25 protein-coding genes are annotated in these 24,989 nt (G+C 70.7%); 17 read left to right on the forward strand and 8 right to left on the reverse strand.

The features are described from left to right. Positions 1-208 precede the first annotated feature (208 nt). From PGH47_RS20055 to PGH47_RS20080, 6 genes are all read left to right on the forward strand, one after another. Entirely contained in the window at positions 209-988 is a 780-nt protein-coding gene (locus PGH47_RS20055; RefSeq protein WP_107906164.1) for a winged helix-turn-helix transcriptional regulator, read from the forward strand. Positions 989-1,114: 126 nt separating this feature from the next. Next, positions 1,115-2,137 carry a LacI family DNA-binding transcriptional regulator gene (locus PGH47_RS20060; protein WP_271664583.1) on the forward strand — a complete coding sequence of 341 codons (1,023 nt, stop codon included), beginning with the start codon at positions 1,115-1,117 and terminating at the stop codon, positions 2,135-2,137. Positions 2,138-2,273: 136 nt separating this feature from the next. After that, positions 2,274-3,332 (forward strand): S1C family serine protease, encoded by a 1,059-nt coding sequence (locus tag PGH47_RS20065; protein WP_271664584.1) that lies wholly within the window; start codon positions 2,274-2,276, stop codon positions 3,330-3,332. A gap of 26 nt (positions 3,333-3,358) precedes the next feature. Continuing rightward, positions 3,359-3,586, forward strand: coding sequence for a hypothetical protein (locus PGH47_RS20070; RefSeq protein WP_271664585.1), 228 nt, complete (start codon positions 3,359-3,361; stop codon positions 3,584-3,586). Positions 3,587-3,672: 86 nt separating this feature from the next. After that, on the forward strand, positions 3,673-4,410 hold the full coding sequence (locus PGH47_RS20075; protein ID WP_125526547.1) for a response regulator transcription factor: 738 nt from the start codon (positions 3,673-3,675) through the stop codon (positions 4,408-4,410). Then, on the forward strand, positions 4,407-5,846 hold the full coding sequence (locus tag PGH47_RS20080; protein WP_271664586.1) for a HAMP domain-containing sensor histidine kinase: 1,440 nt from the start codon (positions 4,407-4,409) through the stop codon (positions 5,844-5,846). Before PGH47_RS20075 ends, PGH47_RS20080 begins: the two co-directional genes overlap by 4 nt. Here the strand turns inward: PGH47_RS20080 and PGH47_RS20085 are convergent. The 4 genes from PGH47_RS20085 to PGH47_RS20100 form a co-directional block, all read right to left on the reverse strand. Further along, complete coding sequence (locus PGH47_RS20085; protein WP_271664587.1) at positions 5,821-6,180, reverse strand: hypothetical protein; 360 nt, start codon at positions 6,178-6,180, stop codon at positions 5,821-5,823. The genes PGH47_RS20080 and PGH47_RS20085 overlap by 26 nt on opposite strands. Next, positions 6,177-6,527, reverse strand: coding sequence for a DUF6247 family protein (locus PGH47_RS20090; RefSeq protein WP_271664588.1), 351 nt, complete (start codon positions 6,525-6,527; stop codon positions 6,177-6,179). The genes PGH47_RS20085 and PGH47_RS20090 overlap by 4 nt, the downstream gene beginning before the upstream one ends. A gap of 218 nt (positions 6,528-6,745) precedes the next feature. After that, entirely contained in the window at positions 6,746-6,967 is a 222-nt protein-coding gene (locus tag PGH47_RS20095; protein ID WP_271664589.1) for a DUF397 domain-containing protein, read from the reverse strand. Continuing rightward, positions 6,964-7,788: a helix-turn-helix domain-containing protein gene (locus PGH47_RS20100; RefSeq protein ID WP_271664590.1), complete on the reverse strand. Its 825-nt coding sequence runs from the start codon at positions 7,786-7,788 to the stop codon at positions 6,964-6,966. Before PGH47_RS20100 ends, PGH47_RS20095 begins: the two co-directional genes overlap by 4 nt. A 313-nt stretch (positions 7,789-8,101) precedes the next feature. Between PGH47_RS20100 and PGH47_RS20105 the strand changes: the two genes are divergently transcribed. From PGH47_RS20105 to PGH47_RS20120, 4 genes are all read left to right on the forward strand, one after another. Beyond that, positions 8,102-8,239 carry a hypothetical protein gene (locus PGH47_RS20105; protein WP_271664591.1) on the forward strand — a complete coding sequence of 46 codons (138 nt, stop codon included), beginning with the start codon at positions 8,102-8,104 and terminating at the stop codon, positions 8,237-8,239. Then, positions 8,236-8,514 carry a hypothetical protein gene (locus tag PGH47_RS20110; RefSeq protein WP_271664592.1) on the forward strand — a complete coding sequence of 93 codons (279 nt, stop codon included), beginning with the start codon at positions 8,236-8,238 and terminating at the stop codon, positions 8,512-8,514. The genes PGH47_RS20105 and PGH47_RS20110 overlap by 4 nt, the downstream gene beginning before the upstream one ends. A 67-nt stretch (positions 8,515-8,581) precedes the next feature. Further along, positions 8,582-10,642, forward strand: coding sequence for a pectinesterase family protein (locus tag PGH47_RS20115; protein ID WP_271664593.1), 2,061 nt, complete (start codon positions 8,582-8,584; stop codon positions 10,640-10,642). 141 nt (positions 10,643-10,783) lie between these two features. Further along, on the forward strand, positions 10,784-11,560 hold the full coding sequence (locus PGH47_RS20120) for a carbonic anhydrase (RefSeq protein WP_376056476.1): 777 nt from the start codon (positions 10,784-10,786) through the stop codon (positions 11,558-11,560). 37 nt (positions 11,561-11,597) lie between these two features. Here PGH47_RS20120 and PGH47_RS20125 read toward each other — a convergent pair whose 3' ends face one another. From PGH47_RS20125 to PGH47_RS20140, 4 genes are all read right to left on the reverse strand, one after another. After that, complete coding sequence (locus tag PGH47_RS20125) at positions 11,598-13,364, reverse strand: ABC transporter ATP-binding protein (RefSeq protein ID WP_271664594.1); 1,767 nt, start codon at positions 13,362-13,364, stop codon at positions 11,598-11,600. 108 nt (positions 13,365-13,472) lie between these two features. Beyond that, entirely contained in the window at positions 13,473-13,598 is a 126-nt protein-coding gene (locus tag PGH47_RS20130; protein WP_255345799.1) for a hypothetical protein, read from the reverse strand. A 172-nt stretch (positions 13,599-13,770) separates the two neighbouring features. After that, complete coding sequence (locus PGH47_RS20135; protein WP_271664595.1) at positions 13,771-14,976, reverse strand: LmeA family phospholipid-binding protein; 1,206 nt, start codon at positions 14,974-14,976, stop codon at positions 13,771-13,773. 93 nt (positions 14,977-15,069) lie between these two features. After that, entirely contained in the window at positions 15,070-16,884 is a 1,815-nt protein-coding gene (locus tag PGH47_RS20140; RefSeq protein ID WP_271664596.1) for a bifunctional metallophosphatase/5'-nucleotidase, read from the reverse strand. 170 nt (positions 16,885-17,054) lie between these two features. Here PGH47_RS20140 and mshD point away from each other — a divergent pair, with 170 nt between their 5' ends. From mshD to PGH47_RS20175, 7 genes are all read left to right on the forward strand, one after another. After that, on the forward strand, positions 17,055-17,981 hold the full coding sequence (mshD, locus tag PGH47_RS20145; RefSeq protein ID WP_271664597.1) for a mycothiol synthase: 927 nt from the start codon (positions 17,055-17,057) through the stop codon (positions 17,979-17,981). A 119-nt stretch (positions 17,982-18,100) separates the two neighbouring features. Continuing rightward, entirely contained in the window at positions 18,101-18,487 is a 387-nt protein-coding gene (locus PGH47_RS20150) for a GntR family transcriptional regulator (protein WP_271664598.1), read from the forward strand. Continuing rightward, a complete protein-coding gene (locus PGH47_RS20155) occupies positions 18,484-19,371 on the forward strand; it encodes an ABC transporter ATP-binding protein (protein WP_271664599.1) in 888 nt (295 codons plus the stop codon). Before PGH47_RS20150 ends, PGH47_RS20155 begins: the two co-directional genes overlap by 4 nt. Then, on the forward strand, positions 19,368-20,369 hold the full coding sequence (locus PGH47_RS20160) for an ABC transporter permease (RefSeq protein WP_271664600.1): 1,002 nt from the start codon (positions 19,368-19,370) through the stop codon (positions 20,367-20,369). The genes PGH47_RS20155 and PGH47_RS20160 overlap by 4 nt, the downstream gene beginning before the upstream one ends. Continuing rightward, complete coding sequence (locus PGH47_RS20165; protein ID WP_271664601.1) at positions 20,366-21,292, forward strand: hypothetical protein; 927 nt, start codon at positions 20,366-20,368, stop codon at positions 21,290-21,292. Before PGH47_RS20160 ends, PGH47_RS20165 begins: the two co-directional genes overlap by 4 nt. Before the next feature lie 272 nt (positions 21,293-21,564). After that, positions 21,565-23,802: an RNA degradosome polyphosphate kinase gene (locus tag PGH47_RS20170; protein ID WP_125527033.1), complete on the forward strand. Its 2,238-nt coding sequence runs from the start codon at positions 21,565-21,567 to the stop codon at positions 23,800-23,802. Further along, on the forward strand, positions 23,783-24,946 hold the full coding sequence (locus tag PGH47_RS20175; protein ID WP_271664602.1) for a CHAD domain-containing protein: 1,164 nt from the start codon (positions 23,783-23,785) through the stop codon (positions 24,944-24,946). Before PGH47_RS20170 ends, PGH47_RS20175 begins: the two co-directional genes overlap by 20 nt. The last annotated feature ends 43 nt before the right edge of the window (positions 24,947-24,989 follow it).

Below are 24,989 nucleotides of genomic sequence, written 5' to 3' on the forward strand. Positions count from 1 at the left end.
TAGATCGTGCCACATGACCTGCCGTGCCAGCGCCCATGTCGGCTATTCTGCTGGACAGAGGACTCGGGCAGCGCAGCCCCCGGGTCCTTTTGTGCTTTCGGAAGCGTTGTATACGAAGCGGGAAACCGCAGGTGTACGGGGCCTTCGGGATCGCAGAGCAGATCCGTACCGCCCACGTCCTCGCAGGGACCGAGGAGGAACCAGACGTATGAGTTCTCTGCTGCTCCTGACCAATGCCCTCCAGCCGTCGACGGAGGTGCTCCCCGCACTCGGCCTGCTCCTGCACAACGTGCGGGTCGCCCCGGCTGAAGGACCCGCCCTCGTCGACACCCCGGGCGCCGACGTCATCCTCGTCGACGGCCGCCGTGACCTCCCCCAGGTGCGCAGCCTGTGCCAGCTGCTGCGCTCCACCGGCCCGGGCTGTCCGCTCGTCCTGGTCGTCACCGAGGGCGGCCTCGCCGCCGTCACCGCCGACTGGGGCATCGACGACGTCCTGCTGGACACCGCGGGCCCGGCCGAGGTCGAGGCGCGGCTGCGGCTCGCCATGGGCCGCCAGCAGATCGTCAACGACGACTCCCCCATGGAGATCCGCAACGGCGACCTGTCGGTCGACGAGGCGACGTACTCCGCCAAGCTCAAGGGCCGGGTCCTCGACCTCACCTTCAAGGAGTTCGAGCTCCTCAAGTACCTCGCCCAGCACCCGGGCCGCGTCTTCACCCGCGCCCAGTTGCTCCAGGAGGTCTGGGGCTACGACTACTTCGGCGGCACCCGCACGGTCGACGTCCACGTACGACGACTGCGCGCGAAGCTCGGGCCCGAGCACGAGTCGCTGATCGGGACCGTCCGGAACGTCGGTTATCGATTCGTTACTCCGGAGAAGATCGACCGGGCCGCCGAAGAGGCGAAGGCCAAGGCGGCCCAGGCAAAGCCGGAAGATGCGGACGAGGCGGGCGCCCGGGAGGGCACCGAGGTCCGGGCCGAGGCGTAAAAGGCGCGACGGACGCCCGGGCACGGCTCCCGGGCGTCCCTTTCGCACCGGGAGAGTGACCGCAGGGCGCCAAGGGAGCTCCTTCACGCCCTGCCCAGAAGGGGTCCATCCGCGTAGACTCCGCGCGTGGCCAAGGTGACTCGCGATGACGTTGCGCGGCTGGCAGGGACGTCCACTGCCGTCGTCAGTTATGTCATCAACAACGGACCCAGGCCGGTCGCCCCGGCCACGCGCGAGCGCGTTCTCGCCGCGATCAAGGAACTGGGCTACCGGCCCGACCGGGTCGCCCAGGCGATGGCCTCGCGGCGCACGGATCTCATAGGCCTGATCGTCCCGGACGCGCGCCAGCCGTTCTTCGGGGAGATGGCCCACGCGGTCGAGTGGGCCGCCGCCGAGCGCGGAAAGATGGTCCTCGTCGGCAACTCCGACTACGTCGGCGAGCGCGAGGTCCACTATCTGCGGGCGTTCCTCGGGATGCGGGTCTCGGGGCTCATCCTCGTCTCCCACGCGCTGAACGACATGGCGGCCGCCGAGATCGAGGCCTGGGACGCCCGGGTCGTCCTGCTCCACGAGCGGCCCGAGGCCATCGACGACGTCGCCGTCGTCACCGACGACCTGGGCGGCGCCCAGCTCGCCGTACGCCACCTGATCGAGCACGGCTACGAGTACGTCGCCTGTATGGGCGGCACCGCGGAGACCCCCGCGGTCGGCGACCCGGTCTCCGACCACGTCGAGGGCTGGCGGCGCGCGATGGCGGAGGCGCGGATCCCCACCGAGGGGCGGCTGTTCGAGGCGCCGTACAACCGCTACGACGCGTACCGCATAGCGCTGGACCTGCTGGCCGGGCCGAAGCGTCCGCCGGCGATCTTCTGCTCCACCGACGACCAGGCCATCGGCGTGCTGCGTGCGGCGCGCGAGCTGCGGATCGACGTGCCGGGCGAGCTGGCCGTCGCCGGGTTCGACGACATCAAGGAGGCGGCGCTGACGGATCCGCCGCTGACGACGATCGCGTCGGACCGGTCGGCGATGGCCCGCGCCGCGGTGGATCTGGTGCTGGACGACGGGTTGCGCGTCGCGGGTTCGCGGCGGGAGCGGCTGAAGGTGTTCCCGTCGCGGCTGGTCGCGCGCCGGTCGTGCGGATGTGTCTGAGCACTCGTCGATGAGGGCTTTCTGAGAGACCCTCCTCAACTGCCGGAATCGTCTTTACATCGGGCATACGACCTTCTGCCGGGCTTCTCAGTCGGCACTCAGGAAGCTCTCATGGTCGGGCGACAAGCTCGTTGTCATGACCGAGAGCTTCCGCCGCAGCGGCGATCACCAGAACCCGTACCAGGGCGCCCAGCAGCACGCCTCCTCTCCCGTGAACCCCGAGTGGCCGCCCCCGCCGGCATACCAGCCGACGCACCAGGCCGCTGCCGGCGAAGCCCCCACCACTCTCCTCACCGAGCCGGTCGCCCAGCCGCCCAGGTCGCGGCGCCGGCCGCGCGGTCCCGTCGCCCTCCTCGCCGCCGTGGCCATCGTCGCCGCGGCGGTCGGCGGCGGCACGGCCTACGGCATCCAGGAGCTCACCGGCAACGACACCGTCGCCGCCTCCAGCTCCACCAGCGCCAACGTCGTCCCCTCCAGCCAGAAGGGCACGGTCTCCGGGGTCGCCAAGGCGGTCAGCCCGAGCATCGTCGAGATCAACGCCCAGTCCAACGCCGGTTCCTCCACCGGCTCCGGCGTGATCATCACCGGCGACGGCGAGATCATCACCAACAACCACGTCGTCTCCGGTGCCTCGCAGGTCAAGGTGACGACGAGCGACGGCAAGTCGTACACGGCCGACGTCGTGGGCACCGACAGCAGCAAGGACCTGGCGCTGATCAAGCTCCAGAACGCCTCCGGGCTGACGGCGGCCACCCTCGGCAACTCCGACGGGGTCCAGGTCGGCGACGAGGTCGTGGCGATCGGCTCCCCCGAGGGCCTGACCGGCACCGTCACCAGCGGCATCGTCTCCGCGCTCAACCGTGACGTCACGGTCTCCACGGACGAGGGCCAGCAGCAGGGCGGCGGCGGCAACGGGCAGTGGCCGTTCGAGTTCGGCGGTCAGCAGTTCAACGGCGACACCGGCTCGTCCACCACCACGTACAAGGCGCTCCAGACCGACGCGTCCCTGAACCCCGGCAACTCCGGCGGCGCGCTGATCGACATGAACGGCAACATCATCGGCATCAACTCGGCGATGTACTCGGCGGCAGGCTCGGGCTCGTCCGACGCGGGCAGCGTGGGCCTCGGCTTCGCCATCCCGATCAACACCGTCAAGGCCGACCTGGCGAAGCTGCGGTCGGGTTCGCAGAACTGAACCCACCGAACGCGAAGGAGCACGTCATGATCACGCAGGTCGAGCACACCGCGGCCGGCATGCCCGCCGGCGCCGCCGACATCGCCCTGGCCCTGGAGGTCGCCGGCGCCCTGCACGCGCCGACGGCTCCGTCCCGGGCGCCGGAGCTGGCGCCGCGCGGCGAAGGCACGACCGGAGCGGTGTCGACCGCCCGCCCCCGCGCGGGTCGCAGGACCGCCGCGGCCCACGGCCGCCGCCGTACCGTACGAGGCTGAGAACGTGCGAGGCTGAAGGCGTTCGAGCTCGCTCAGCCGCCCCGCGTCCCGCCCCCCTTTCCCACCCCACCCGAGGATCCGAGCCCATGAGCCCCGCCGATGGCGACCGTGACCCCCAGCGCATCCTGATCGTCGACGACGAGCCCGCGGTACGCGAAGCACTGCAGCGCAGCCTCGCCTTCGAGGGGTACGGCACCGAGGTCGCGGTCGACGGCGCGGACGCGCTGGAGAAGGCGGCCGCCTACCGGCCCGACCTCGTCGTCCTCGACATCCAGATGCCCCGCATGGACGGCCTGACCGCCGCCCGCCGCATCCGCGGCGCGGGTGACACCACGCCGATCCTGATGCTGACGGCCCGCGACACGGTCGGCGACCGCGTCACCGGGCTCGACGCCGGCGCCGACGACTACCTCGTCAAGCCGTTCGAACTGGACGAGCTGTTCGCCCGGGTCCGCGCGCTGCTGCGACGCAGTTCGTACGCGGCGGCGGCCGGGGCGGGGGCGGTCGACGAGGACGAGGCGCTGACCTTCGCCGACCTGCGCATGGACCTCGCGACGCGGGAGGTCACGCGCGGCGGGCGGCCGGTGGAGCTGACCCGCACCGAGTTCACGCTGCTGGAGATGTTCATGGCGCATCCGCGCCAGGTGCTGACGCGCGAGCAGATCCTCAAGGCGGTCTGGGGCTTCGACTTCGAGCCGTCGTCGAACTCCCTCGACGTGTACGTCATGTATCTGCGCCGCAAGACCGAGGCGGGCGGTGAGCCGCGGCTCGTGCACACGGTGCGGGGTGTGGGCTATGTCCTGCGACAGGGCGGCGCCGAGTGAGCAAGGTCCTGCGCCGCTTCCGCTCCCTGCCGATCCGGTCCCGACTGGCGCTGCTGGTGGCAGCGGCGGTGGCGTTCGCTGTGGCGGCGGTTTCGGTTACCTGTTGGTTCATTGTGCAGGGGAAGTTGTACGACCAGGTCGACGACGATCTCAAGAAGGCGTCGATGAGGATGCCCGGCCAGCTGCAGGACGCGCTCACCAACTGCACCGAGACCCCGTACGGCACCGGCGTCTTCCGGAACACCTACTCCCAGCTGGTCCAGGAGGACGGCACCGTCTGCATCCTTCAGGACTCCGCCGCAACGGTACAAGTCACCTCGGGGGACAAGACCGCCATCAAGGACGGCCACACGGACAAGGTCTACTTCCGCAACGGCACAGCCGGGGACGGCACCGACGTCCGCGTGCTCACCCGACCGCTCGGCGGCACCGCCACCCCTTCCGGGGAGGACGGTCCGAACGTCGGGCTCGTCGTGGCCGTGTCCCTGAAGAGCACGCAGAAGACCCTCAACGAGCTGGCCCTCATCCTCCTCCTCGTCTCCGGCGTAGGAGTGCTCGGGGCCGGCGCCGCCGGGCTCGCCGTGGCCCGCGCAGGGCTGCGCCCCGTCGACAAGCTCACCGAGGCCGTGGAGCACGTCGCCCGTACCGAGGACCTGAACATCCGTATCCCGGTGGAGGACGAGGCCGAGGATGAGGTGGCCCGTCTCTCCCGTTCCTTCAACTCCATGACCTCAGCGTTGGCCAGCTCCCGCGAGCTCCAGCAGCAGCTGATCGCGGACGCGGGCCACGAGCTCCGTACGCCACTGACGTCGTTGCGCACGAACATCGAACTCCTCACCCGCAGCGAGGAGACGGGCCGCCCCATCCCCGAGGCGGACCGCAAGGCCCTGCTGGCGTCGGTGAAGGCGCAGATGACCGAACTCGCGGCACTCATCGGAGACTTGCAGGAGCTGTCCCGCTCGGAGGGGCAGCGTGGTGAGCGCGTCCAGGTGATCTCGCTGGAGGACACGGTCGAGGCGGCCCTGCGCCGGGCCCGGCTCCGCGGCCCCGAGCTGACGATCACCGCCGACATCCAGCCCTGGTACGTCCGGGCGGAACCGGCGGCCCTCGAACGCGCGGTGGTCAACATCCTCGACAACGCGGTGAAGTTCAGCCCCGAGGCCGGCACGATCGAGGTCGGCCTGCACGACGGCGTCCTGACCGTCCGCGACCACGGTCCCGGCATCCCCGCCGAGGAACTCCCCTACGTCTTCGACCGCTTCTGGCGCTCGCCATCAGCCCGAGCACTGCCCGGCTCCGGCCTGGGCCTGTCCATCGTGGCCCGCACGGTCGAGCAGGCCGGCGGCCAGGTCACCCTCTCCCACGCGGACGGCGGCGGCACGGTGGCGACGGTACGACTGCCGGGTGCGCCTACGGCTCCACCGGCATCCCTGTGAGTGGGTCTCCTTCTTGCCAGAAGACCTCTTCGACCACGATCTGCGGATCTTCGGTTCGGCGGACGAAGCCATACTTCAGCCATCCGTTTCCGTCGTCGAAGAAGCAGGCGTGGCGGCCCGTGGGATCACTGGACCGGACCGGCACGACCCACATGCCCTCGGGAAGTCCGGCATCAGCATCGATGCCTCGGAAATACGGGTCTTTCGCCGTGACCAGTTCAGCGCGCGCTGCGAGGGCGATCTCACGAACGTGATCGGGCAGTGCCTCGAAGATGGCGAGAGCATCGATCCGCCAGTCCGCTTGCCATGGCGGCCCCATGAACCCATCGGTCACTCGCCGGGCTCCAGTTCTCGGACCCGGTGGTGAATCTTCGCCGCCTCCTCAAGGAGAGCTTTTGCCTCGGCGGTGTCCGTGCACTCGTACGCGGCTCGGTGTTCAAGATCCCGAACGTGCTTGTCCAGCTCGGGGTCACGGGCGAGGGCGTACTCACCCCACCAGAAGGCCAGGAACGCAGGCACCGGCCCCAGGTTGTAGGCGTCGGCGATCGCCCTCTTCCAGTGCGCGTCGAAATCCGGCAGAAGCTCGGGAGTGTGCTGGGCGATGGCCCTGCGCAGCGCCTTCGGGGTCCGCTCGGGCATGGGGGGGATGACCGGATCGGTTTCCGCAGCGTGAGCAGTCATGATCGATGCCCTCCTTCGACGCGCCGTGTCTACGACCATAGTCGCGCTCACCACCCCGGCGCGGATCGTCCGCGAAGCGGCTCCGCCGGGGACAGCCGGCCCGGAGCGGAACCTCTCAGATGCCGGGGTGTATCCGCCGAGGCGTTGGTGGTCGTGATCTCTGCCATGGGATCACCGTGACCGCCCGAACCCACGTGCGTCCCGGTTTCCCGCCCACATCACCCGACGGCGTGCAGATCCGCCCCGCGCTTGACGCCCGCCGTGAACGCGGACCAGGACGATGCCGAGAAGATCAGAGCGCTGTCATCCGGGCGCTTGCTGTCCCGGACGGGGACTATGCCGGGGTGGTCGTCGGAGACCTCGACGCAGTCGTTGGCGCCCCCCTCGCTGTAGCTCGACTTGCGCCACACGGCAGTGCTGAGATCGGGGGTGCGCGTCATGATCTGTGCTCCTCCAGTACGTCCCTGATGAACGCCGACGAATCCGACGGGGACAGCGCCAGGTCGCGCAGCCGATCGTAGGACAATCGCTGCCGCAGAACCTCGTCCTGATCCTCGATCATGCGGCTGCACCCGTTGCCCTCCTTGTAGGCAACGGCACTTCCATCCCTCTGCCAGAGCAGGGTCAACGACCCGACCATATGGTGGTGCGCTCCTGCCGAGAACGGCAGTACCTGAAGCGTCATGTTGGGCCACAGAGCGGCTGCCTCAAGATGAAGCAGCTGGTCGTGCCAGGTCTTGCCGCTGGCAGCAGGCCGTCGAAGCGCGAACTCGTCCATGATGAGCCGGACTTCCGGCTCCGGCTTCTGCCTCAGCAGGTACTGCCGTCCGAGCCGAGCCGCCACTTGCTCCTCGACGACCTCGTCGCCGTCAGCCGTTGTCTGAGCCCCAGACAACACCCCCCGGGCGAACTCCTCGGTCTGCAGAAGACCTGGAATCCCCGGCGAGAAAACCCACATGATCCGTGCCGTCGCCTCCAGCGCCATGTACTCCTTGTACCGGTCCTTGAACGCGTCCAGCCGAGCCGCCTTCCAATGGCTCAGCAGCAGGTCACCGGTGCCGTAGTACCCGTCCAGATCCTCCATGACCGTCACCTTGGACACCCGGTCCCCGGACTCCAGCCGGCTCAGGTAGCTCTTCTCGTACCCGGTCTCGTCGGCCAACTGACCCAGTGACTTCCCGGCCTTCTCCCGCAGAACCCTGAGCGTCTGCCCCAGCATCGCCCGCCCGGAGACCGGCTCGGCGTCAACCTTCTCGACCACGTCACCCCTCACCGTTGTCTGCGCGCCAGACAACACCGAACCTCTTCCGCAGCGTACGTCCCACCTGTGACCATCGAGACACGAACGGTGATCACCGCTCGTCAGACCAGTCCGTCATGACAAAACCCCCGCAGCCGATGGCACTCGGCTCGGGGGCGTGGCCGACGCGTGCCCTGAAGGAGAGACCGCCGACATGCGCGAACGTACCGCCCGGCTCATCCGATCGCTACTGACTCCACTCGTACGGGTACTGATGCCGACCCGGGGACGGCACCGAGCAGCTCCTCCCCAACCCCCGGCACTGGAACGGCCGTTGGCCGCCGTACGTCGGTACCCCGTCCGCATCTGCCCCTGTGAGCGCGAGCGGATCCTGCAACGTCGCCGCATCCTCTGGGTCGCCACCTACGGCATCGACGCCGCCCCGCGCCCCCCGGAGGCGGTCTCCCGGTGAGCGGCCACGAGCTCCGCCTTCTTCCCTGGACCACCCCCGACGGCAACCCCTGCTATCTCAGCGCCGACAGCGAGCACAGCACCCTCTCCCGGCTCGCCGACGACATCGAAGCGGCCCAACTCGGCTCGGGCGAGCAGGTGGTAGCCGGCGCCAAGGCCGTCCTCGCCGACCCCGGCGCCGGTGAACGCGCGATCCGCTTCGCGCTCACCCGGGCCGTCGAGTCACTGGACGACGCCCTGCGGGTCGCCGTCAGCCGGGGGCGCCGTATGCCGTAGCGGCAACCTTCGCGCCCCGCGCGGCGACCCAGCGTCGGACCATCCCCCGCACGGAACGGATCGCCGTATGAGTGAGAACCGCAATAACGCGCGTCATCGCAGAGGAAGGTCGGTGCTGGCGGTCGGGGTGCCTGTGGCGCTGATCGCCGCCGGTGCCCTCTCCTATGGCTCGGACCTCGGGCTGCTCGGAGCCGGTGCGCAGCGGGCCGTCGCCGCGACCGCCACCGCTCCCGCCTGGGCCACCGTCGTCGCCGACGGGTTCGCCTCCGTCGACTCGCAGGGCCAGAACGGGACTTACGGAGGGCGTGACGGGCAGACCGTGACCGTCAGGACACAGGCCGAGCTGGAGAAGTACGCCACGGCCGCCGAGCCGTACGTCATCGTCGTGGCCGCCGCCATCGACATGAACCCGGTCGGGAAGGAGATCAAGGTTCGGTCCGACAAGACCATCGTGGGGTCCGGGACGGCCGGTCACATCGTCGGCGGCGGCTTCTTCCTCGGCTCCGGTGTGCACAACGTGATCATCCGGAACCTGACCATCCGGGACGCGTACCAAGGCGTCTGGAACGACAAGGAGCACGACTTCGACGCGATCCAGATGGACGGTGCGCATCACGTCTGGATCGACCACAACGATCTTCGACACATGGCCGACGGACTCATCGACGTCCGCAAGGACAGCACGAACGTCACCGTCTCCTGGAACAAACTGAGCGACGACAACAAGGCCTTCGGGATCGGCTGGACGGACAACGTCGTCACCGACATCACGATCCACCACAACTGGATCCGCGAGACCGAGCAGCGCAACCCGTCCACCGACAACGCCGCCCACGCGCACCTCTACAACAACTTCCTGGAGGACGTGGCCGGCACCGACATCAAGTCGTCGTACGGCAACTACTCGCGCGGGAAGACGGCGATGGTCCTGGAGAACTCCTACTTCCAGGGCATCAATAACCCCGTCATCAAGGACGCCACCGCCACCCTCGTCCAGCGCGGCAACGTCTTCTCCGGCACCAGCGGCCGTAACGAGAGCGGCGGTGCTGCCTTCGACCCGAAGGTCTATTACTCGTACGCCCTGGACACCGCCTCGAATGTGCCCTCGCTGCTCAAGTCGGGCGCAGGGCCGAGCACATCAATCGGTGCCTCCATGAGCACCAAGGCCGCCACCACCCTCACCGTCGCCAAGGACGGCAGCGGGCAGTACTCGACCGTGCAGGCCGCCGTGAACGCCGTGCCCGTGAACAACCCCTCGCGGGTCGTCATCGCCGTGAAGCCTGGCACGTACCGCGAGACCGTAAAGGTGCCCGCCAACAAGCCGCACGTCACCATCCAGGGCACCGGCGGCAGCCGCAAGGACACGGTGATCGTCTACAACAACGCGGCGGGCACGCCGAAGCCCGACGGTTCGGGGACGTACGGCACGAGCGGCAGCGCCACCGTCGCCGTCGAGGCCGACGACTTCCAGGCCCGCAACCTGACCGTCTCCAACGACTTCGACGAGAAGGCGAACCAGAATCTGAGCGGCCATCAGGCCGTCGCGCTGCGCACCGCCGCCGACAAGGTGTTCCTCGACGGCGTCATCGTCGACGGCGATCAGGACACACTGCTGCTGGACACGGCCGCGAAGGACCGGCTCGGCCGGGTGTACGTCGTGAACTCCTACGTCTTGGGCAACGTCGACTTCATCTTCGGGCGGGCCACGGCGGTCGTCGACCGGTCCGTCATCACGTTGAAGAAGCGGTGGGACGGGAGTTCGGGCGGATACGTCACGGCCCCGAGCACGGCCGCGAACCGCAAGGGCATCCTGATCACCGACTCGGCCGTCGGCGGGGACGTCTCCGCGTCCAGTTTCTACCTCGGCCGGCCCTGGCACGCGGGCGGCGACGCCACCCTGGACCCCCAGACGACGGTGCGCAACACGTCGCTCGGTGCGGCCGTGAGGTCCACGCCCTGGACCGACATGAGCGGGTTCTCCTGGAAGGACGACCGGTTCGCCGAGTACCGGAACACCGGCGCGGGTTCCGGCTCGGCGAGCACCGACCGGCCCCAGCTGACCGACGCCCAGGCCGCGGCCCAGGAGGCCGCGGACTGGCTCGGGGACTGGACGCCGACCGCCTCCTGAGGCGGGGCCCCGGGCGGAAGGTCAAGGCGGGCGCGGGAGAACACCAAGAGCGGGCCAAAACCCGATCATGGGTTTCCCGCGTCCGCCCATGATTCGGCAACGCGAACTGATGTCCTGTCATTCGAGCGTACGTTCCTGCCCGTGAACGCTGATAGATCCGTCGGCGCCGAGCCGACCGCATCCGCCCACAAGCGGTTCCCCCACACCTCTCCCGCCCGCCGCGCACTCCTGCGGTTCGGGCTCACCGGAGCCGCGGCACTGGGGGCCACCGCAGCCCTCGGCACCGCTCCCGCATCCGCCACCCCCACACCCACCCCCGCCTCCCGTCGTCGGCCGGAGACGCCCGACGAAGCCCTGCGCGAGCTGGCCGCCGGGAATCTGCGCTGGCGCACCTTCCGCGAGCGCCACCCCGACGAGTCGCCCGCGGTGCGGCAGAGCCTGACGTCGGGTCAGCACCCGTTCGCCGTCGTCCTCGGCTGCATCGACTCGCGCGTACCGCCGGAGCTGGTCTTCGACCAGGGACTCGGCGATCTGATGACCGTGCGCTCCGCGGGCGAGGTGCTGGACGAGGCCGTGCTCGGCAGCGTCGCCTACGGGGTCCTGGAACTGGACATACCGCTGGTGCTGGTGCTCGGGCACCAGTCGTGCGGCGCGGTGAAGGCCGCCGTAGAGGCGGACGAGTCCGGGGAGCGGCTGCCCGCCCACATCCAGTACATAGCCGACCAGATAGCCCCGAACATAGATCGCACGAAGGAGGGCGACGCCCGCGTCGACTCGACCATCGACGTCAACGTCCGCGCCGTCCGCGCCCGGCTCGCCGCCGAGCCCGACCTCGCCGCGAAGGTCGCGAGCGGCCGGCTGGCCATCGTCGGCGCCCGCTACGACCTGACGAACCAGCGCGTCCGCCGCCTGACCTGACCTCGGGCAGCGGCCGGGACTCCCGGCATGCTCGGGGTCAGTGCAGGCCGAGCATGCCGGGGCCGACGGTCGCCGCACCGGGCGGCGCCGCCAGTCGCGCGTACACCCCGCCCCACGCCATCAGCTCCGCGTGGGTCCCCGTCTCCACCAGCCGGCCCTCGTCCATGACCAGCACCCGGTCCGCGTCCGGGGCCAGGGTGAGGTCGTGGGTGATCATGATCGTCGTACGGCCGGACATCAGGCGGCGCAGCGGCCGGACGACCTGGCGGGCGGCCACGGAGTCGAGGCCGGCCGTGGGTTCGTCCAGGACCAGCACGGGGGCGGCGCGCAGCATCGCGCGGGCGATGGTGATCCGCTTGAGCTGGCCGCCGGACAGCGCCGCCGTGCCGGGGGCGACATGGGTGTCGTACCCCTCGGGGAGCGCGGTGACGAAGTCGTGGGCGGCCGCCGCACGGGCCGCCCGCTCGATGTCCGCCTCGCTCGCGCCGGGCCGGCCGCAGGCGATGTTCTCGCGGACGGTGCCGTTGAGGATCAGCGTCTCCTGCGGGAGCAGGGCGACGTTCTCGCGCAGGAAGTCGAGGCCGAGGTGCGGCAGCGGTACGCCGTCCAGGGTGATCACGCCGGACAGCGGGTCGTAGAAGCGGGTCAGGAGCTTGGCGGTGGTCGACTTGCCCGCGCCGGACGGGCCGGTGACGACGATCAGCTCGCCGGGGTCCGCCGAGAAGCTCAGGCCGGACACCGACGCCCGCGCCGCCCCGGGGTATCCGAAGCTCACCCCGTGGAAGCCGACCCGGCCCCGCACCGGCCAGGGCGCCAGCGGCTCGTCGGGGTCGGTCACGGCGGGCTCGGCATCCAGGATCTCGCCGAGGCGCTGAGCGCCGGCGGTGGCTGCGGTGAGCGTGAGGCCGAGTTGGCCGAGGTTGCGGACCGGCGGGTAGAGGTAGCCGATGAAGGCGGCGAAGGCGAGAAGCTGGCCGAGGGTCATCCGGCCCGCGGAGATCTCCCAGACGCCCAGGCCGATCACGGTCAGCACGCAGACCGTCTCCACGACCTCGACGAACTGCTCGTACATCTCGCCGAGTCGGGCGCCCCGCACGGACGCCTTCATCCAGGCCCGCGCCTCCCGGTCGAGCAGCCTCTCCTCCGCGCGGCGGCGGTTGTAAGCCTGGGTGAGGACGACGTTGGCCAGGGACTCCTCGACGACCGAGGTGATCGAGCCGTCGGCGACCCGTTCGTCCTGGGAGGCGGTGCGGATACGGCCGGCGAAGCGGCGGGCGGCCAGCAGGAACAGGGGCGCGAGCACGAAGGTGACGAGCGCGAGGTCCCAGCGCAGCCAGAGGGCCGCCGCGGAGTAGAAGAGGGCCGAGAACGCGGCCGCGAAGGTGCCGACGACGCCCGAGACGACCATCTGCTCGATGGCCTCGACGTCCCCCGTGAGCCGCTCGACCAGGTCACCCCGCCGGTGCTTCTGGAAGAAGTGCGGCGGCATGTCCTGCACGTGCCGGAACACCTTCGCGCGCAGCCGCAGCACGAATCTCTCGGCGGTCCAGGTGGCGAGCGAGTTGCCCAGGTAGCCGACGAGCGCGCCCAGCGCCGCGACGCCCAGCCAGGCGGCCGCCGGCCCCCAGAACGCCGCCGGCGAACCGGCCTTCAGCGCGTGGTCGGTGAGCTGCGCGAACAGCAGGATCGACGCGGTCTCGGCGAGCGCGGCCACCACCACGCAGGCCACGATGACGGCCAGCCACTTCCGGTCGCCCCGTGTCAGCGGCCAGAACCGCCGGAAGGCGTCGCGCACTTCCCTCATGCTCAAGTCCCTTTCCCGAAGCCCTCGGACATGCCGGAGGCGGGGCCCCGGTGTAATCCGGTGACCCCGCCTCGCCGTCTTTCTTATTTGTCTCGTACGACTACGGCCTCAGCACTTATGGGAAACCGGGCGCCGCTTCGGAGCCGCCTTCTTCGCGGGCGCCTTCTTCTTCGACGCCGGGGCCGGGGCGGGCTTGCGGGACGTCTTGACCGGGGCGACCTTGTGGAAGCTCATCGGGATCTCCTTGCTCTGCGGATTTTGTTTTCGCGTCGATCGCTTTCGACATGGAAAACATTACGGGACCTCGAACCCGAAAATCGCCAATTCCGCTGAGACCTCTATTAATTGCGCCTGAGAGGGTTTTTCAGAGAGTTCCAGGAACTAAATCGCCCTTACACAGAATTCATTACGGGCGGCCCACCGCCAGGTCCGCGCCCTCCAGACGCACCCTGATCCCGTCCTTCTCCACCCGCACGTCCCGCAGCCGTACCTGCCCGCTCGGCGGCTCCGGCAGGCGGAAGCCCAGGGAGAGCTGGTCGGTGAGGACCGGGCGGGTGAGGCGGGGCAGGGCGTCCAGGAGGGCGGGGTCGAAGCCCAGGAGGGCGAGGAGCTGGGGGTGGTCCAGGGCCAGGTCGATCAGGTTCAGGCGCATCGCCCGGTGCAGGAAGCGCGGGGTGCCGACCAGGTCGGTGAGCTTGGACTCGTCGGCCAGCGCCTCGCGGACGAGGGAGTCGGGTACGCCCAGGCGCCGTACCACCGCCGGGACGGACAGCAGCGCCTTCGCCTTGCGGGTCTCGTGGGCCAGCCGGGCCACCGACTCGCGGCTCAGGTGCAGGCCCTCGGAGGTGCGGGCGCCGGGCCGGTACGTGGCGAGGTCGCCGATGTCCAGGCGCATCCCGCCGATGTGCGTGGCGATGCCGCGGTCGCCGTTGCGCACGATCCGGGCCTCGGCCCGCAGCCGCAGGTCGTGTCCGGCGACCGGCAGGGTGCCGCGCGCACGGACCCGGTCGCGCCCCTCGCCGGTGAACGTCACCTGGGAGGCACCGAGTTCACGGTTCAGGTCGGCGAAGGAGAGCAGGACGTCACCCTCCAGGCGGGGGACGTCGGCGCCGCGCACCGAGGCCGGGCCGTCGGTGTCCAGCCGTACGTCCTTCGCCGTCGCGGTCACCTGGGCCAGCGAGATCCGGTCGGCGGCGACGTCGGGGACGGTCACCTTGACCGAGTCCAGCCGTTCGTCGGCGAGCTGGGTGAGGAAGGGGAAGCCGGCGATCTCGACCTCGGGAGCTGCCGTGAGCTTCAGCCGGGTCTTGAGGGTGTCCGCCGCTCTGCGCTCGGCGTACAGCAGCGCCCAGCGGTCGGCGAGGGTGACGAAGGCGGCGACGACGAGGATCCCGACGACGGCCTTCATCGCGAAGGGGAGGCCCGCGAGGCGGCCGCGCCGCTTGCGCCGGCTGCCCTTGCGGTGGTTGGGAGGGGCCCAGGTATCGTCCTGGGCCCCTTCCGGATCCACGTCCTCGACGAGGAACTCATCCAGCGGACCACGGTCCAGACTGCCGAGTTCGTCGTACGGGTTTCGATAGGGATGCGCCGTTATGTGGTGGGGGGAACGCATCGGCCCATCCGACCATGTACACGCCCCCCACCCGCAACCGCTACCGAAGGTTTGCGATCTAGTTCACGCCAGGTCACAAACTTCGTTCTTGAACTACTTCACCACGGTGATCCGGTCCGCCGCCGGCGGCTGAATCGGGTTCGTCGCCGAGGAGTTGGCCGTCAGGTACTTCTCCAGCACCGTCAGGTCGTCCGTGCCGACGAGGTCGTTGGTGCCCTGGCCCAGCGTCGTGAAGCCGTCGCCGCCGCCCGCTAGGAAGTTGTTCATCGCGACGCGGTAGGTGGCCGCCGGGTCGATCGCCGCACCGTTCAGCTTGATGGAGTCCGTCACCACACGGTCCGCGCCCGACTTCGTCAGGTCCAGCGTGTAGGTGAGGCCCGAGGAGATCTGGAGGATCTTCGGGGACGCCGCGTTCGTGCCGCTGACCTGCTCCTTGAGCACCTGGATCAGCTGCGCGCCGGTGAGGTCCTGCAGGTTCAGCGTGTTGGAGAACGGCTGCACCGTGAAGCCCTCGGCGTAGGTCACCACGCCGTCGCCCTCAGCGCCCTTGGCCGCGTACGTCAGCGGTGCCCGGATGCCGCCCGGGTTCATCAGCGCGAGGTCCGTCTCCGGGTCCAGCTCCTTGCCGTACGCGAGCTGCGCGTCCGCGATCAGGTCGCCGAGCGGGGACTCGGTGCCGGTGCTGGGGATGTCGGCGGAGATGTAGCCGATCGCGCGGTTGCCGATGGGCGCCGCGAGGGTGTTCCACTTCGAGATCAGCTCGGTCATGTCGGGCGCCTTGGGGACGTCCCGGGTGACCACGCGGTTCGCGGACTTCACGGCCGTACGGGAGATGTCGCCGGTGAAGCGGTCGTACGTCAGCGTCGTGTCGGTGTAGAGCCGGCCGAAGGACGCCGCGGAGGTGACCATGCGGGGCTTGCCCGACGGGTCGGGGATCGTGCAGACGTAGGCCGCGTGCGTGTGGCCCGTCACCAGCGCGTCCACGGACGGCGTGATGTTCTTGGCGATGTCGGCGATCGGGCCGGAGATGCCGTCGCCCGCGCCCGGGGAGTCGCAGTTGTAGTTGTACGAGCCCGAGGCCGGCTGCCCGCCCTCGTGGATCAGCGCGACGATCGACTTCACGCCCTGGCGCTGGAGCACCTTGGCGTACTTGTTGATCGTCTCGACCTCGTCCTTGAACTTCAGGCCCTTGACGCCCTCGGCGGAGACGACGCCCGGGGTGTCCTCCAGGGTCACGCCGATGAAGCCGATCTTGACGTCCTTCTTCTTCCACACCCAGTACGGCGCGAGGATCGGCTTGCCGCTCTTCTCGCTGAGCACGTTGGCCGCCAGGTACGGGAAGTCGGCGCCCTTGAACTTCTTGTCCGTGTAGCAGCCGGCCGTCGGGTGGCAGCCGCCGTTCTGGAGGCGGGCCAGCTCCTTGGCGCCCTCGTCGAACTCGTGGTTGCCGACGGAGGTGACGTCCAGGTCGAGCTTGTTCAGTGCCTCGATGGTGGGCTCGTCGTGAAAGAGGCCCGAGATCAGCGGGGAGGCGCCGACCATGTCGCCGCCGGCCGCGGTGATGGAGTACTTCTGGCCCTCGCGGGCCTGGCGCAGGTGGGTGGCGAGGTACTCCACGCCGCCCGCGTCGATGGTCTTCGTCGTGCCGTCCGCCTGGAGTTCGGTGACCCGGCCGGAGGAGCCGGCCGGCGGCTCCAGGTTGCCGTGCAGGTCGTTGAACGACAGCAGCTGGACGTCCTGGTAGCGGCTGAGGTGGTGACCGCCGCCGTGCTTCTGGGAGCTCTCGCCCGTCGAAGCCGTCGCGGGGAGGGCCGCGGCCAGCGCGCCCGCGGTGGCGAGCGTCGCGGCGGTCGCGACCAGAGCGTACGTACGGCGTCTGCGGTCGTGCTGGTGGGATGTGGCTGACATCCGCCCCCCTGTGAGTCGTGAATGACATGGCCCCGTCGGGCGGCAGCCTAGAGTCAACGCGCGTAGCGCGACAGGGGGTTCCGGGTTACAGCCTGGTTGCTTCTGAGGTTGCCGCCGCCCTTGATTTCCGTGCCGGGACTTTGCCCGGACCGCCCCTTACCCTCGTACGCATGACCAGCGACGACACCGCACGCCCCCTCCCCACCCGTGCCATCGAGACCTACTCCGCGCTCACCCCCGAGCAGACCGAGGCCGTACTGGAGCTGCTGGCGGAGGCCGCCCGGAACGACGGGCAGCAGGCGGTGTCCGAACAGGGCCGGCTCCAGTTGCGCGGCGGGGAGCGAGAAGGCGTCTCGCATCTGCTGCTGACCGTCGCCGGCGAACTCGTCGGCTACGCCCAGCTGGAGGACACCGACCCGGTGGAGGCCCCGGCCGCCGAACTCGTCGTCCACCCCTCGCACCGCGGGCACGGCCACGGCCGCGCGCTCGGGGCGGCCCTGCTCGGCGCGTCCGGCAAGCGGCTGCGGGTGTGGGCCCACGGCGGCCACGCCGCCGCCCGCCACCTCTCCCAGGTCCTCGGCCTCACCCTGTTCCGCGAACTGCGCCAGATGCGCCGCCCGCTGGCCGATCTGAACCTGCCGGACCCGGTGCTCCCCGAGGGCGTCACGGTCCGCGCCTTCGTGCCCGGCCGGGACGACGCGGCCTGGCTCGCCGTGAACGCCGCCGCCTTCGCCCACCACCCCGAGCAGGGCTCCCTCGTCCAGCGCGACCTCGACGACCGCAAGGCCGAGCCGTGGTTCGACCCGGCCGGGTTCTTCCTGGCGGAACAGGGCGGCGAACTCGTCGGCTTCCACTGGACGAAGGTCCACGCGGAGGAAGGGCTCGGCGAGGTGTATGTCCTCGGGGTGCGGCCGGGCGCCCAGGGCGGCGGTCTGGGGAAGGCCCTGACGACGATCGGCCTGCGGCACCTGGCGGCCCAGGGGCTGCCCGCGGCGATGCTCTACGTCGACGCGGACAACAAGGCGGCGGTGTCGGTGTACGAGCGGCTCGGGTTCACGACGTACGAGACGGACCTGATGTACCGCACGGAGACCTGAGCCCGGAGAGCAGGGCGGAAAACCCTGACATAACTCCCCTAAGGGGCGGCGATCTTGACGCCGCCCCTTTCTTTGCACCACCCTTTCACTACTCAATTAGTGAAAGGGTGGTGGAACGGATGGTCGAGTACCGCATCGACCGGCGCTCCGGCGTCGCCACCTACGTGCAGATCGTCCAGCAGACCAAACAGGCCCTGCGTCTGGGCCTGTTGGAGCCGGGCGACAAGCTGCCGACGGCCCGCGAGGTCGTCGAGGCGACCGCCATCAATCCCAACACCGTGCTCAAGGCCTACCGCGAACTGGAACGCGAGGGCCTGGTCGAGGCACGACGGGGGCTCGGCACGTTCGTGCGACGGGGACTGAACACCGCGCCGGTGGACTCGCCGTTGCGCACCGAGCTGGACGCCTGGGCCGCACGGGCCCGCGCGGCCGGGCTGGACCGCGACGACGTGGACGCGCTCTTCACTTCCGTACTGGACACGCATTTCAAGGGGGACGAGTCATGACCGGGACCGCCATCGAGGCGGCCGCGCTGAGCAGGACGTTCGGGCGACGGCGCAAGGCGGCGCTGGACGGATGCGACTTCCGGCTCCCGGCGGGCAGCGTATGTGCCGTCGTCGGCCCGAACGGCGCCGGCAAGTCGACCCTGCTCTCCCTCGCAGCGGGGCTGATCCGCCCCACCGACGGCACCGTCACCGTCCTCGGCCAGGCCCCGGCGGCGGTCCGCGAACGACTCGCGTACGTCGCCCAGGACAAGCCCCTGCACCCCCAGCTCACCGTCGCCGACACCCTGCGCTTCGGCCGTGAGCTCAACCCCGGCCGCTGGGACGCGAAGGTCGCCGAGCGGATCGTCGACGAGGGCGAACTCGAACCGGACGCCAGGATCCGCACCCTCTCCGGCGGCCAGCGCACCCGCGTCGCGCTCGCCCTCGCCCTCGGCAAGCGGCCCGAACTGCTGCTCCTGGACGAGCCGATGGCCGACCTCGACCCGCTGGCCCGGCACCAGCTGATGGCCACGCTCATGGCGGACGCCGCCGAGCACGGCACCACGGTTGTCATGTCCTCGCACGTCGTGGCGGAGCTGGACGGCTCCTGCGACCACCTCCTGCTGCTCGGCGCCGGCCGGGTCCGCCTCGCCGGCCCGCTGGACGACCTGCTCGCCGCGCACCGCCTCGTCACCGGCCGGGCCGACGCGTCCCTGGACTCCCACACGGTGATCGAGTCCCGCACGACGGGCCGTCAACTCACCGCGCTGATACGGCCCGAGGGCCCGCTCGATTCCGGCTGGCAGGCCACCGCCCCGACCCTGGAGGAGCTGGTCCTGGCCCATCTGCGCGCCCCGCAGGCCCCGGTCCTGCGCCTCGACGACGTGCGGGAGGCCGCCGTATGACCGCCGTGACGACCATCGAGACGTCCACCGTCGCCACGTCCTCCCGGGGGCCGCGCGGACTGCTCTGGACGATGCTGCGGGTGCACCGCTCGGCGCTGTGGTTCTGGGTGCTGCTGGTGGCCTTCGGCGCGGGAGCGCTGCTGTGGGCCCACGGTCCGGCGGCGGACGCCGCCTGGGCCGAGTTCCGGCGGATGGGGTGCGACTCCGGGCAGCCGGTCCTGGGCTGCGACGACATCGGTCCCGCCTACGACCGGTACGACACCTTCAGCTCCCTCGGCGCCGGAGTGCTCGGCCTCGCGCCCTTCCTCGCCGCGGCCTGGGCGGGCGGGGCGCTGATCGGGCGCGAGCTGGAGAACGGCACGGCACAGCTGGCGTGGACGCAGTCGGTCACCCCGGCCCGCTGGCTGGCCGCCAAGCTCGCCGTGCCGGCCGCCCTGCTCGCCACCGGCACCCTCACGCTCACACTGCTGCACCGCATGATGTGGTCCACGGACGGACAGCTGCGCCTGGCGATGGGCTCACGGGACTGGCACCAGGGCACCACGTTCGAGGCCAACGGCACCCTCGCCACGGCGTACGCCCTGCTCGGCCTCGCCGTCGGCGTCCTCGCGGGCCTGCTCCAGCGCCGCGCGCTGCCCGCACTGGGCACGGCGGTCGTGGGCCTGGCGCTGCTCGCGACCTCGATCGGCACACTGCGCCCGTATCTGTGGCCGGTCGAGACGCTGACCGCCAAGGACGGCTACCCGGAGTACATCGGCATGGTCCTCGGCGAGGGCGCGCTCACCTCCACCGGCGCCCGGGTGTCGGACCCCATGTGCATCGACAACGCCAAGTGCCTGGCCGAGCACGACATCGTCGGCTTCTACCGCGACTACCACCCCTCCTCCCACTTCTGGCCCCTCCAGCTGATGGAGACGGGCATCGTCCTCGCGGTGACGGGGCTGGCGGTGCTGATCGCCTTCCGGCTGCTGAAGCGGCGTACGGGGGCTGTCGCATGACGGCCACGCTCACCGCCCCGGCCGCCCCGGCCGCCCCGGGCACCCGCGGCCCACGCGGCCTGGTCTGGGCCCTCACGCAGGTGCACCGCATGGCGTTCGCCTTCTGGGCGGTGGCCCTGATCGGCGCCACGGCCGGACTGATCTGGATGTACGCCATCGGCGACACCGCCCGCGAGGGCAACGTCCCGTGCACGACGCCGGCCCGCGAGGGCTATCCCGCCTGCGCGTCCATCGAGACGATCACCGTGGACGACGTCTACCGCAGCGGGATCGGCCTGATCGCCACCGTCCTGACGTACGGGGTCCTCCTCGTGGCGCCCTGGGCCGGCGGGGCGCTCATCGGGCGGGAGCTGGAGAGCGGAACCGCCCGGCTCGCCTGGACCCAGTCGGTCACCCCGGCCCGCTGGCTGGCCGCCAAGCTCGCCGTTCCCGCGGTACTGCTCGCCGCGGGCACCGGCGTGATCGTCCTGCTGAACGACTGGGCTCGCGGGGACGACGCTCCCGACCTGGTCGGGGACTGGTACAACGCGGACTCGTTCGTCGGCACCGGCCCGACGGCCGTGGCGTACGTCCTGGCCGGCCTCGCCCTCGGCGCGCTCGCCGGAATGCTGCTGGGGCGGGCCCTGCCCGCCGCCGGGGCGGGCTTCGCGGCCGCGCTCGTCCTGTGCGGTGTGCTGGAGACCTTCCGCGAGCACCTGTGGCCGACGGTCACCCGCAGCGGAGTCGAACCCAGTGCCGAGCTGCCCCGCTCGGCCTGGGCGCTCCGCTGGACCACGGAGAACGGCTCCCCCACCGACAGCGTCACGTTCCACCCCCAGTCCCACTTCTGGCCGCTCCAGCTCGTCGAGACCGGCATCCTTCTCGCCGTCGCCGCCACCGCGACCCTCGCCGCCTTCTGGCTGCTGCGCCGCCGCACCCCGTAGATTCCGCCGCACGTCCCTCCACGGGGGGAGGGACGTGCGGTCCGGGCACGTGGACGCCCGGGGGCCGCCCCCCGCTATCCCACACGCCATGTCTCCGTAACCATTGGTTCAGACGGGCTTGCGACGCTGCGCCAATGACCGCCGCCGTGCCAGAGCCTTCGCTCCCCGCACAGGGGGGCGCGAGGAACGGGGACGCACGACGCCTCCCCGCGACGCTCCCGCCCGCGCTTTCCGACGCGCCCATTGGGCTCGATGCGCGGAACAATGGACATATGAGCCAGTCCTCCAACGCCCAGGCCAAGGTCCAGCACGCGCAGCCCTCCGTGGGTTCCATAGCTGCGCACCGCCCGCACACGGTCACCTCGGCGGTCGTCTCCGATCTGGAACCCGACATCGACGCCGACCTCGATGCCTACGAGGTCACCGAGATCGAAGGTGTCCAGCTGCCCCAGGGCCGGTTCCTGGACCGGGAGCGCAGCTGGCTCGCGTTCAACGAGCGCGTGCTCGAACTCGCCGAGGACCCGAACACCCCGCTCCTGGAGCGGGCCAACTTCCTGGCGATCTTCGCCAGCAATCTGGACGAGTTCTTCATGGTCCGCGTGGCCGGACTGAAGCGCCGTATCGCCACCGGTGTCGCCACCCGGTCCGCGTCCGGCCTCCAGCCCCGCGAGGTCCTGGAGATGATCTGGGCCCGCTCGCGCGAGCTGATGGCCCGGCACGCCGCGTGCTACCACGAGGACGTCGCTCCCGCGCTCGCCGAGGAGAGCATCCACCTCGTCCGCTGGAACGAGCTGACGGAGAAGGAGCAGGCCCGCCTCTTCACACTGTTCCGGCACCAGATCTTCCCGGTGCTGACGCCGCTGGCCGTCGACCCGGCGCACCCGTTCCCGTACATCTCCGGCCTGTCGCTGAACCTGGCCGTGCGCGTACGGAACCCCGTCACCGGCACGCCGCACTTCGCCCGTGTGAAGGTGCCGCCGCTGCTCTCCCGCTTCCTGGAGGCCTCCCCCGGCCGGTTCGTCCCGCTGGAGGACGTGATCGCCGCGCACCTGGAGGAGCTCTTCCCGGGCATGGAGGTGCTGGAGCACCACGCCTTCCGGGTCACCCGCAACGAGGACCTGGAGGTGGAGGAGGACGACGCCGAGAACCTCCTCCAGGCCCTTGAGAAGGAGCTCATGCGGCGCCGCTTCGGCCCGCCGGTGCGCCTCGAGGTCGAGGAGAACATCAACCAGGAGGTCCTGGACCTGCTGGTGCGCGAGCTGAAGATCAGCGAGGCCGAGGTCTACCCGCTGACCGGCCCCCTGGACCTCACGGGCCTCTTCCGCATCGCCTCCATCGACCGGCCCGAGCTGAAGTACCCGAAGTTCGTCGCGGGCACCCATCGCGATCTCGCCGAGGTCGAGTCGGCGTCCGCGCCGGACATCTTCGCGGCCCTGCGCAACCGGGACGTGCTGCTGCACCACCCCTACGACTCGTTCTCCACGTCCGTGCAGGCCTTCCTGGAGCAGGCCGCCGACGACCCGGACGTCCTCGCGATCAAGCAGACCCTGTACCGCACCTCCGGCGACTCCCCCATAGTCAACGCGCTCATCGACGCCGCCGAGGCCGGCAAGCAGGTTCTGGTGCTGGTCGAGATCAAGGCCCGCTTCGACGAGCACGCCAACATCAAGTGGGCGCGCAAGCTGGAGGAGGCCGGCTGCCATGTCGTCTACGGCCTCGTCGGCCTGAAGACGCACTGCAAGCTGTCGCTGGTGGTCCGCCAGGAGGGCGAGACGCTGCGGCGCTACAGCCACGTCGGCACCGGCAACTACCACCCGAAGACGGCACGGCTGTACGAGGACCTGGGCCTGCTGACCGCCGACCCACAGGTCGGCGCGGACCTGTCCGACCTGTTCAACCGGCTGTCCGGCTACTCGCGGCGGGAGACCTACCGGCGGCTGCTGGTCGCCCCGAAGTCCCTGCGCGACGGCCTGATCGCGCGGATCAACAAGGAGGTCCAGCACCACCGTGCCGGGCGTCCCGCCTACGTCCGCATCAAGGTCAACTCCATCGTCGACGAGGCGCTCATCGACGCCTGCTACGCCGCGTCCCAGGCGGGCGTGCCGGTCGACATCTGGGTCCGCGGAATCTGCGCGATCCGCCCGGGCGTGGCCGGACTGTCGGAGAACATCCGGGTCCGCTCCGTCCTCGGCCGCTTCCTCGAACACTCCCGGGTCTTCGGCTTCGGCAACGGCGGCGAACCCGAGGTGTGGATAGGCAGCGCCGACATGATGCACCGCAACCTCGACCGCCGTATCGAGGCCCTGGTCAGGGTCACCGACCCGGCCCACCGTGCCGCACTGAACCGGCTCCTGGAGACCGGTATGTCCGACACCACCGCGTCCTGGCACCTGGGGCCGGACGGCGAGTGGACCAGGCACGCGACGGACGCGGAGGGCCAGCCCCTGCGCAACGTCCAGGAGATGCTCATAGACGCCCGGAGGCGCCGGCGTGGCACAGCAACACCTTGATCCGACGGACCCCATGGCCGAAGCCTCGTGCGGGGACGCCCTCGCGGGCTACCTGCGCGCCCAGGCCACGGAGTTCCTGCGAGCCCTGCGCCTGCACCGGGAGACCGGCGGCGACGGAGGTGCCCCGGCTCGCGCCAAGGCGCGCGCCGGGGACAACGGCTCGCAGGAGTCCGTCGACGCGGCGCGGGCGCTGCGGCGCTCGGCCCGCCGTATCAGCGCCAGCCTGCACACGTTCCGCCCGCTGCTGGACACCGACTGGTCGGAGGCCATCCGCCCCGAACTGGCCTGGCTGTCCGGCACCCTGGCGATGGAGCACGCCTACGCGGCCCGCCTGGAGCGCCTGCTGCTGGCACTGCACCGGCTGTCGGGCGCGGCGGTACTGCCGGCACAGACGGGGGTGCCCGGCGGGCCCGGCGATCCGTCCGACGGCAGCCGTACCGCGGGGGTGACGGCCGCCGCGCAGAAGGCGGCGGCCGGCGACACCGGTCCCCCCGCCCACCCGGCGGCCACTGTGGAGCGCGGCAACCTCACGGTGGGCGCCGCCAAAGCAGGCGCCCTCCTCGAACGCCAGCTGACCCTGGCCCGGACCCGCGCCCACTCCAGCGCCCTCCAGGCCCTCGGCTCCTCCCGCTTCCACGCCGTCGCCGACAACATCGCCGTACTGGCCAGCGAGGTCCCGCTCACCCCGGCCGCGGCCACCGCCGACCTGCGCCCCCTCGCGGGCGCGGCCGAGGAGCGGCTCACCGACGCGGTGGCGGCGCTGCCGCTGGTGACCGCGGGCAACCCGTACAACGCCGAGGCCCTGATCCACGGCCTCTCCCCCGACCCGGCGCCGCATCCGCAGGACGCGCCCTGGCACCAGGTCCGCCTCCTGCTGCGCCTGCACCGCTACGCCCGTGAGGTCCTGCACGGCGACTCGGCGCCGGTGGACGTACGACTGCTGGCGGCCGGCCAGGCCCTCAACCGGCACCGCGACGCCTCCGAGGCGGCGGCTGCCGCGGCCCAGGCCGCCCGCACCCCACGCATCGCCCCCGCCACGGCGTACGCCCTCGGCGTGCTGCACGCCGACCAGAGGCACGAGGTGGAGGCGGCGCGGTTCGCGTTCCAACAGTCCTGGCAGATGCAGACCGTGGGCACGCCTTAGCGCCCCTGAGGCATGCCCTGGGAACCCCCTGAACCACAGGCGA

Origin of the sequence: Streptomyces sp. HUAS 31, from assembly GCF_028198125.1 — a bacterium.
Taxonomy (GTDB): Bacteria; Actinomycetota; Actinomycetes; order Streptomycetales; family Streptomycetaceae; genus Streptomyces; species Streptomyces chartreusis.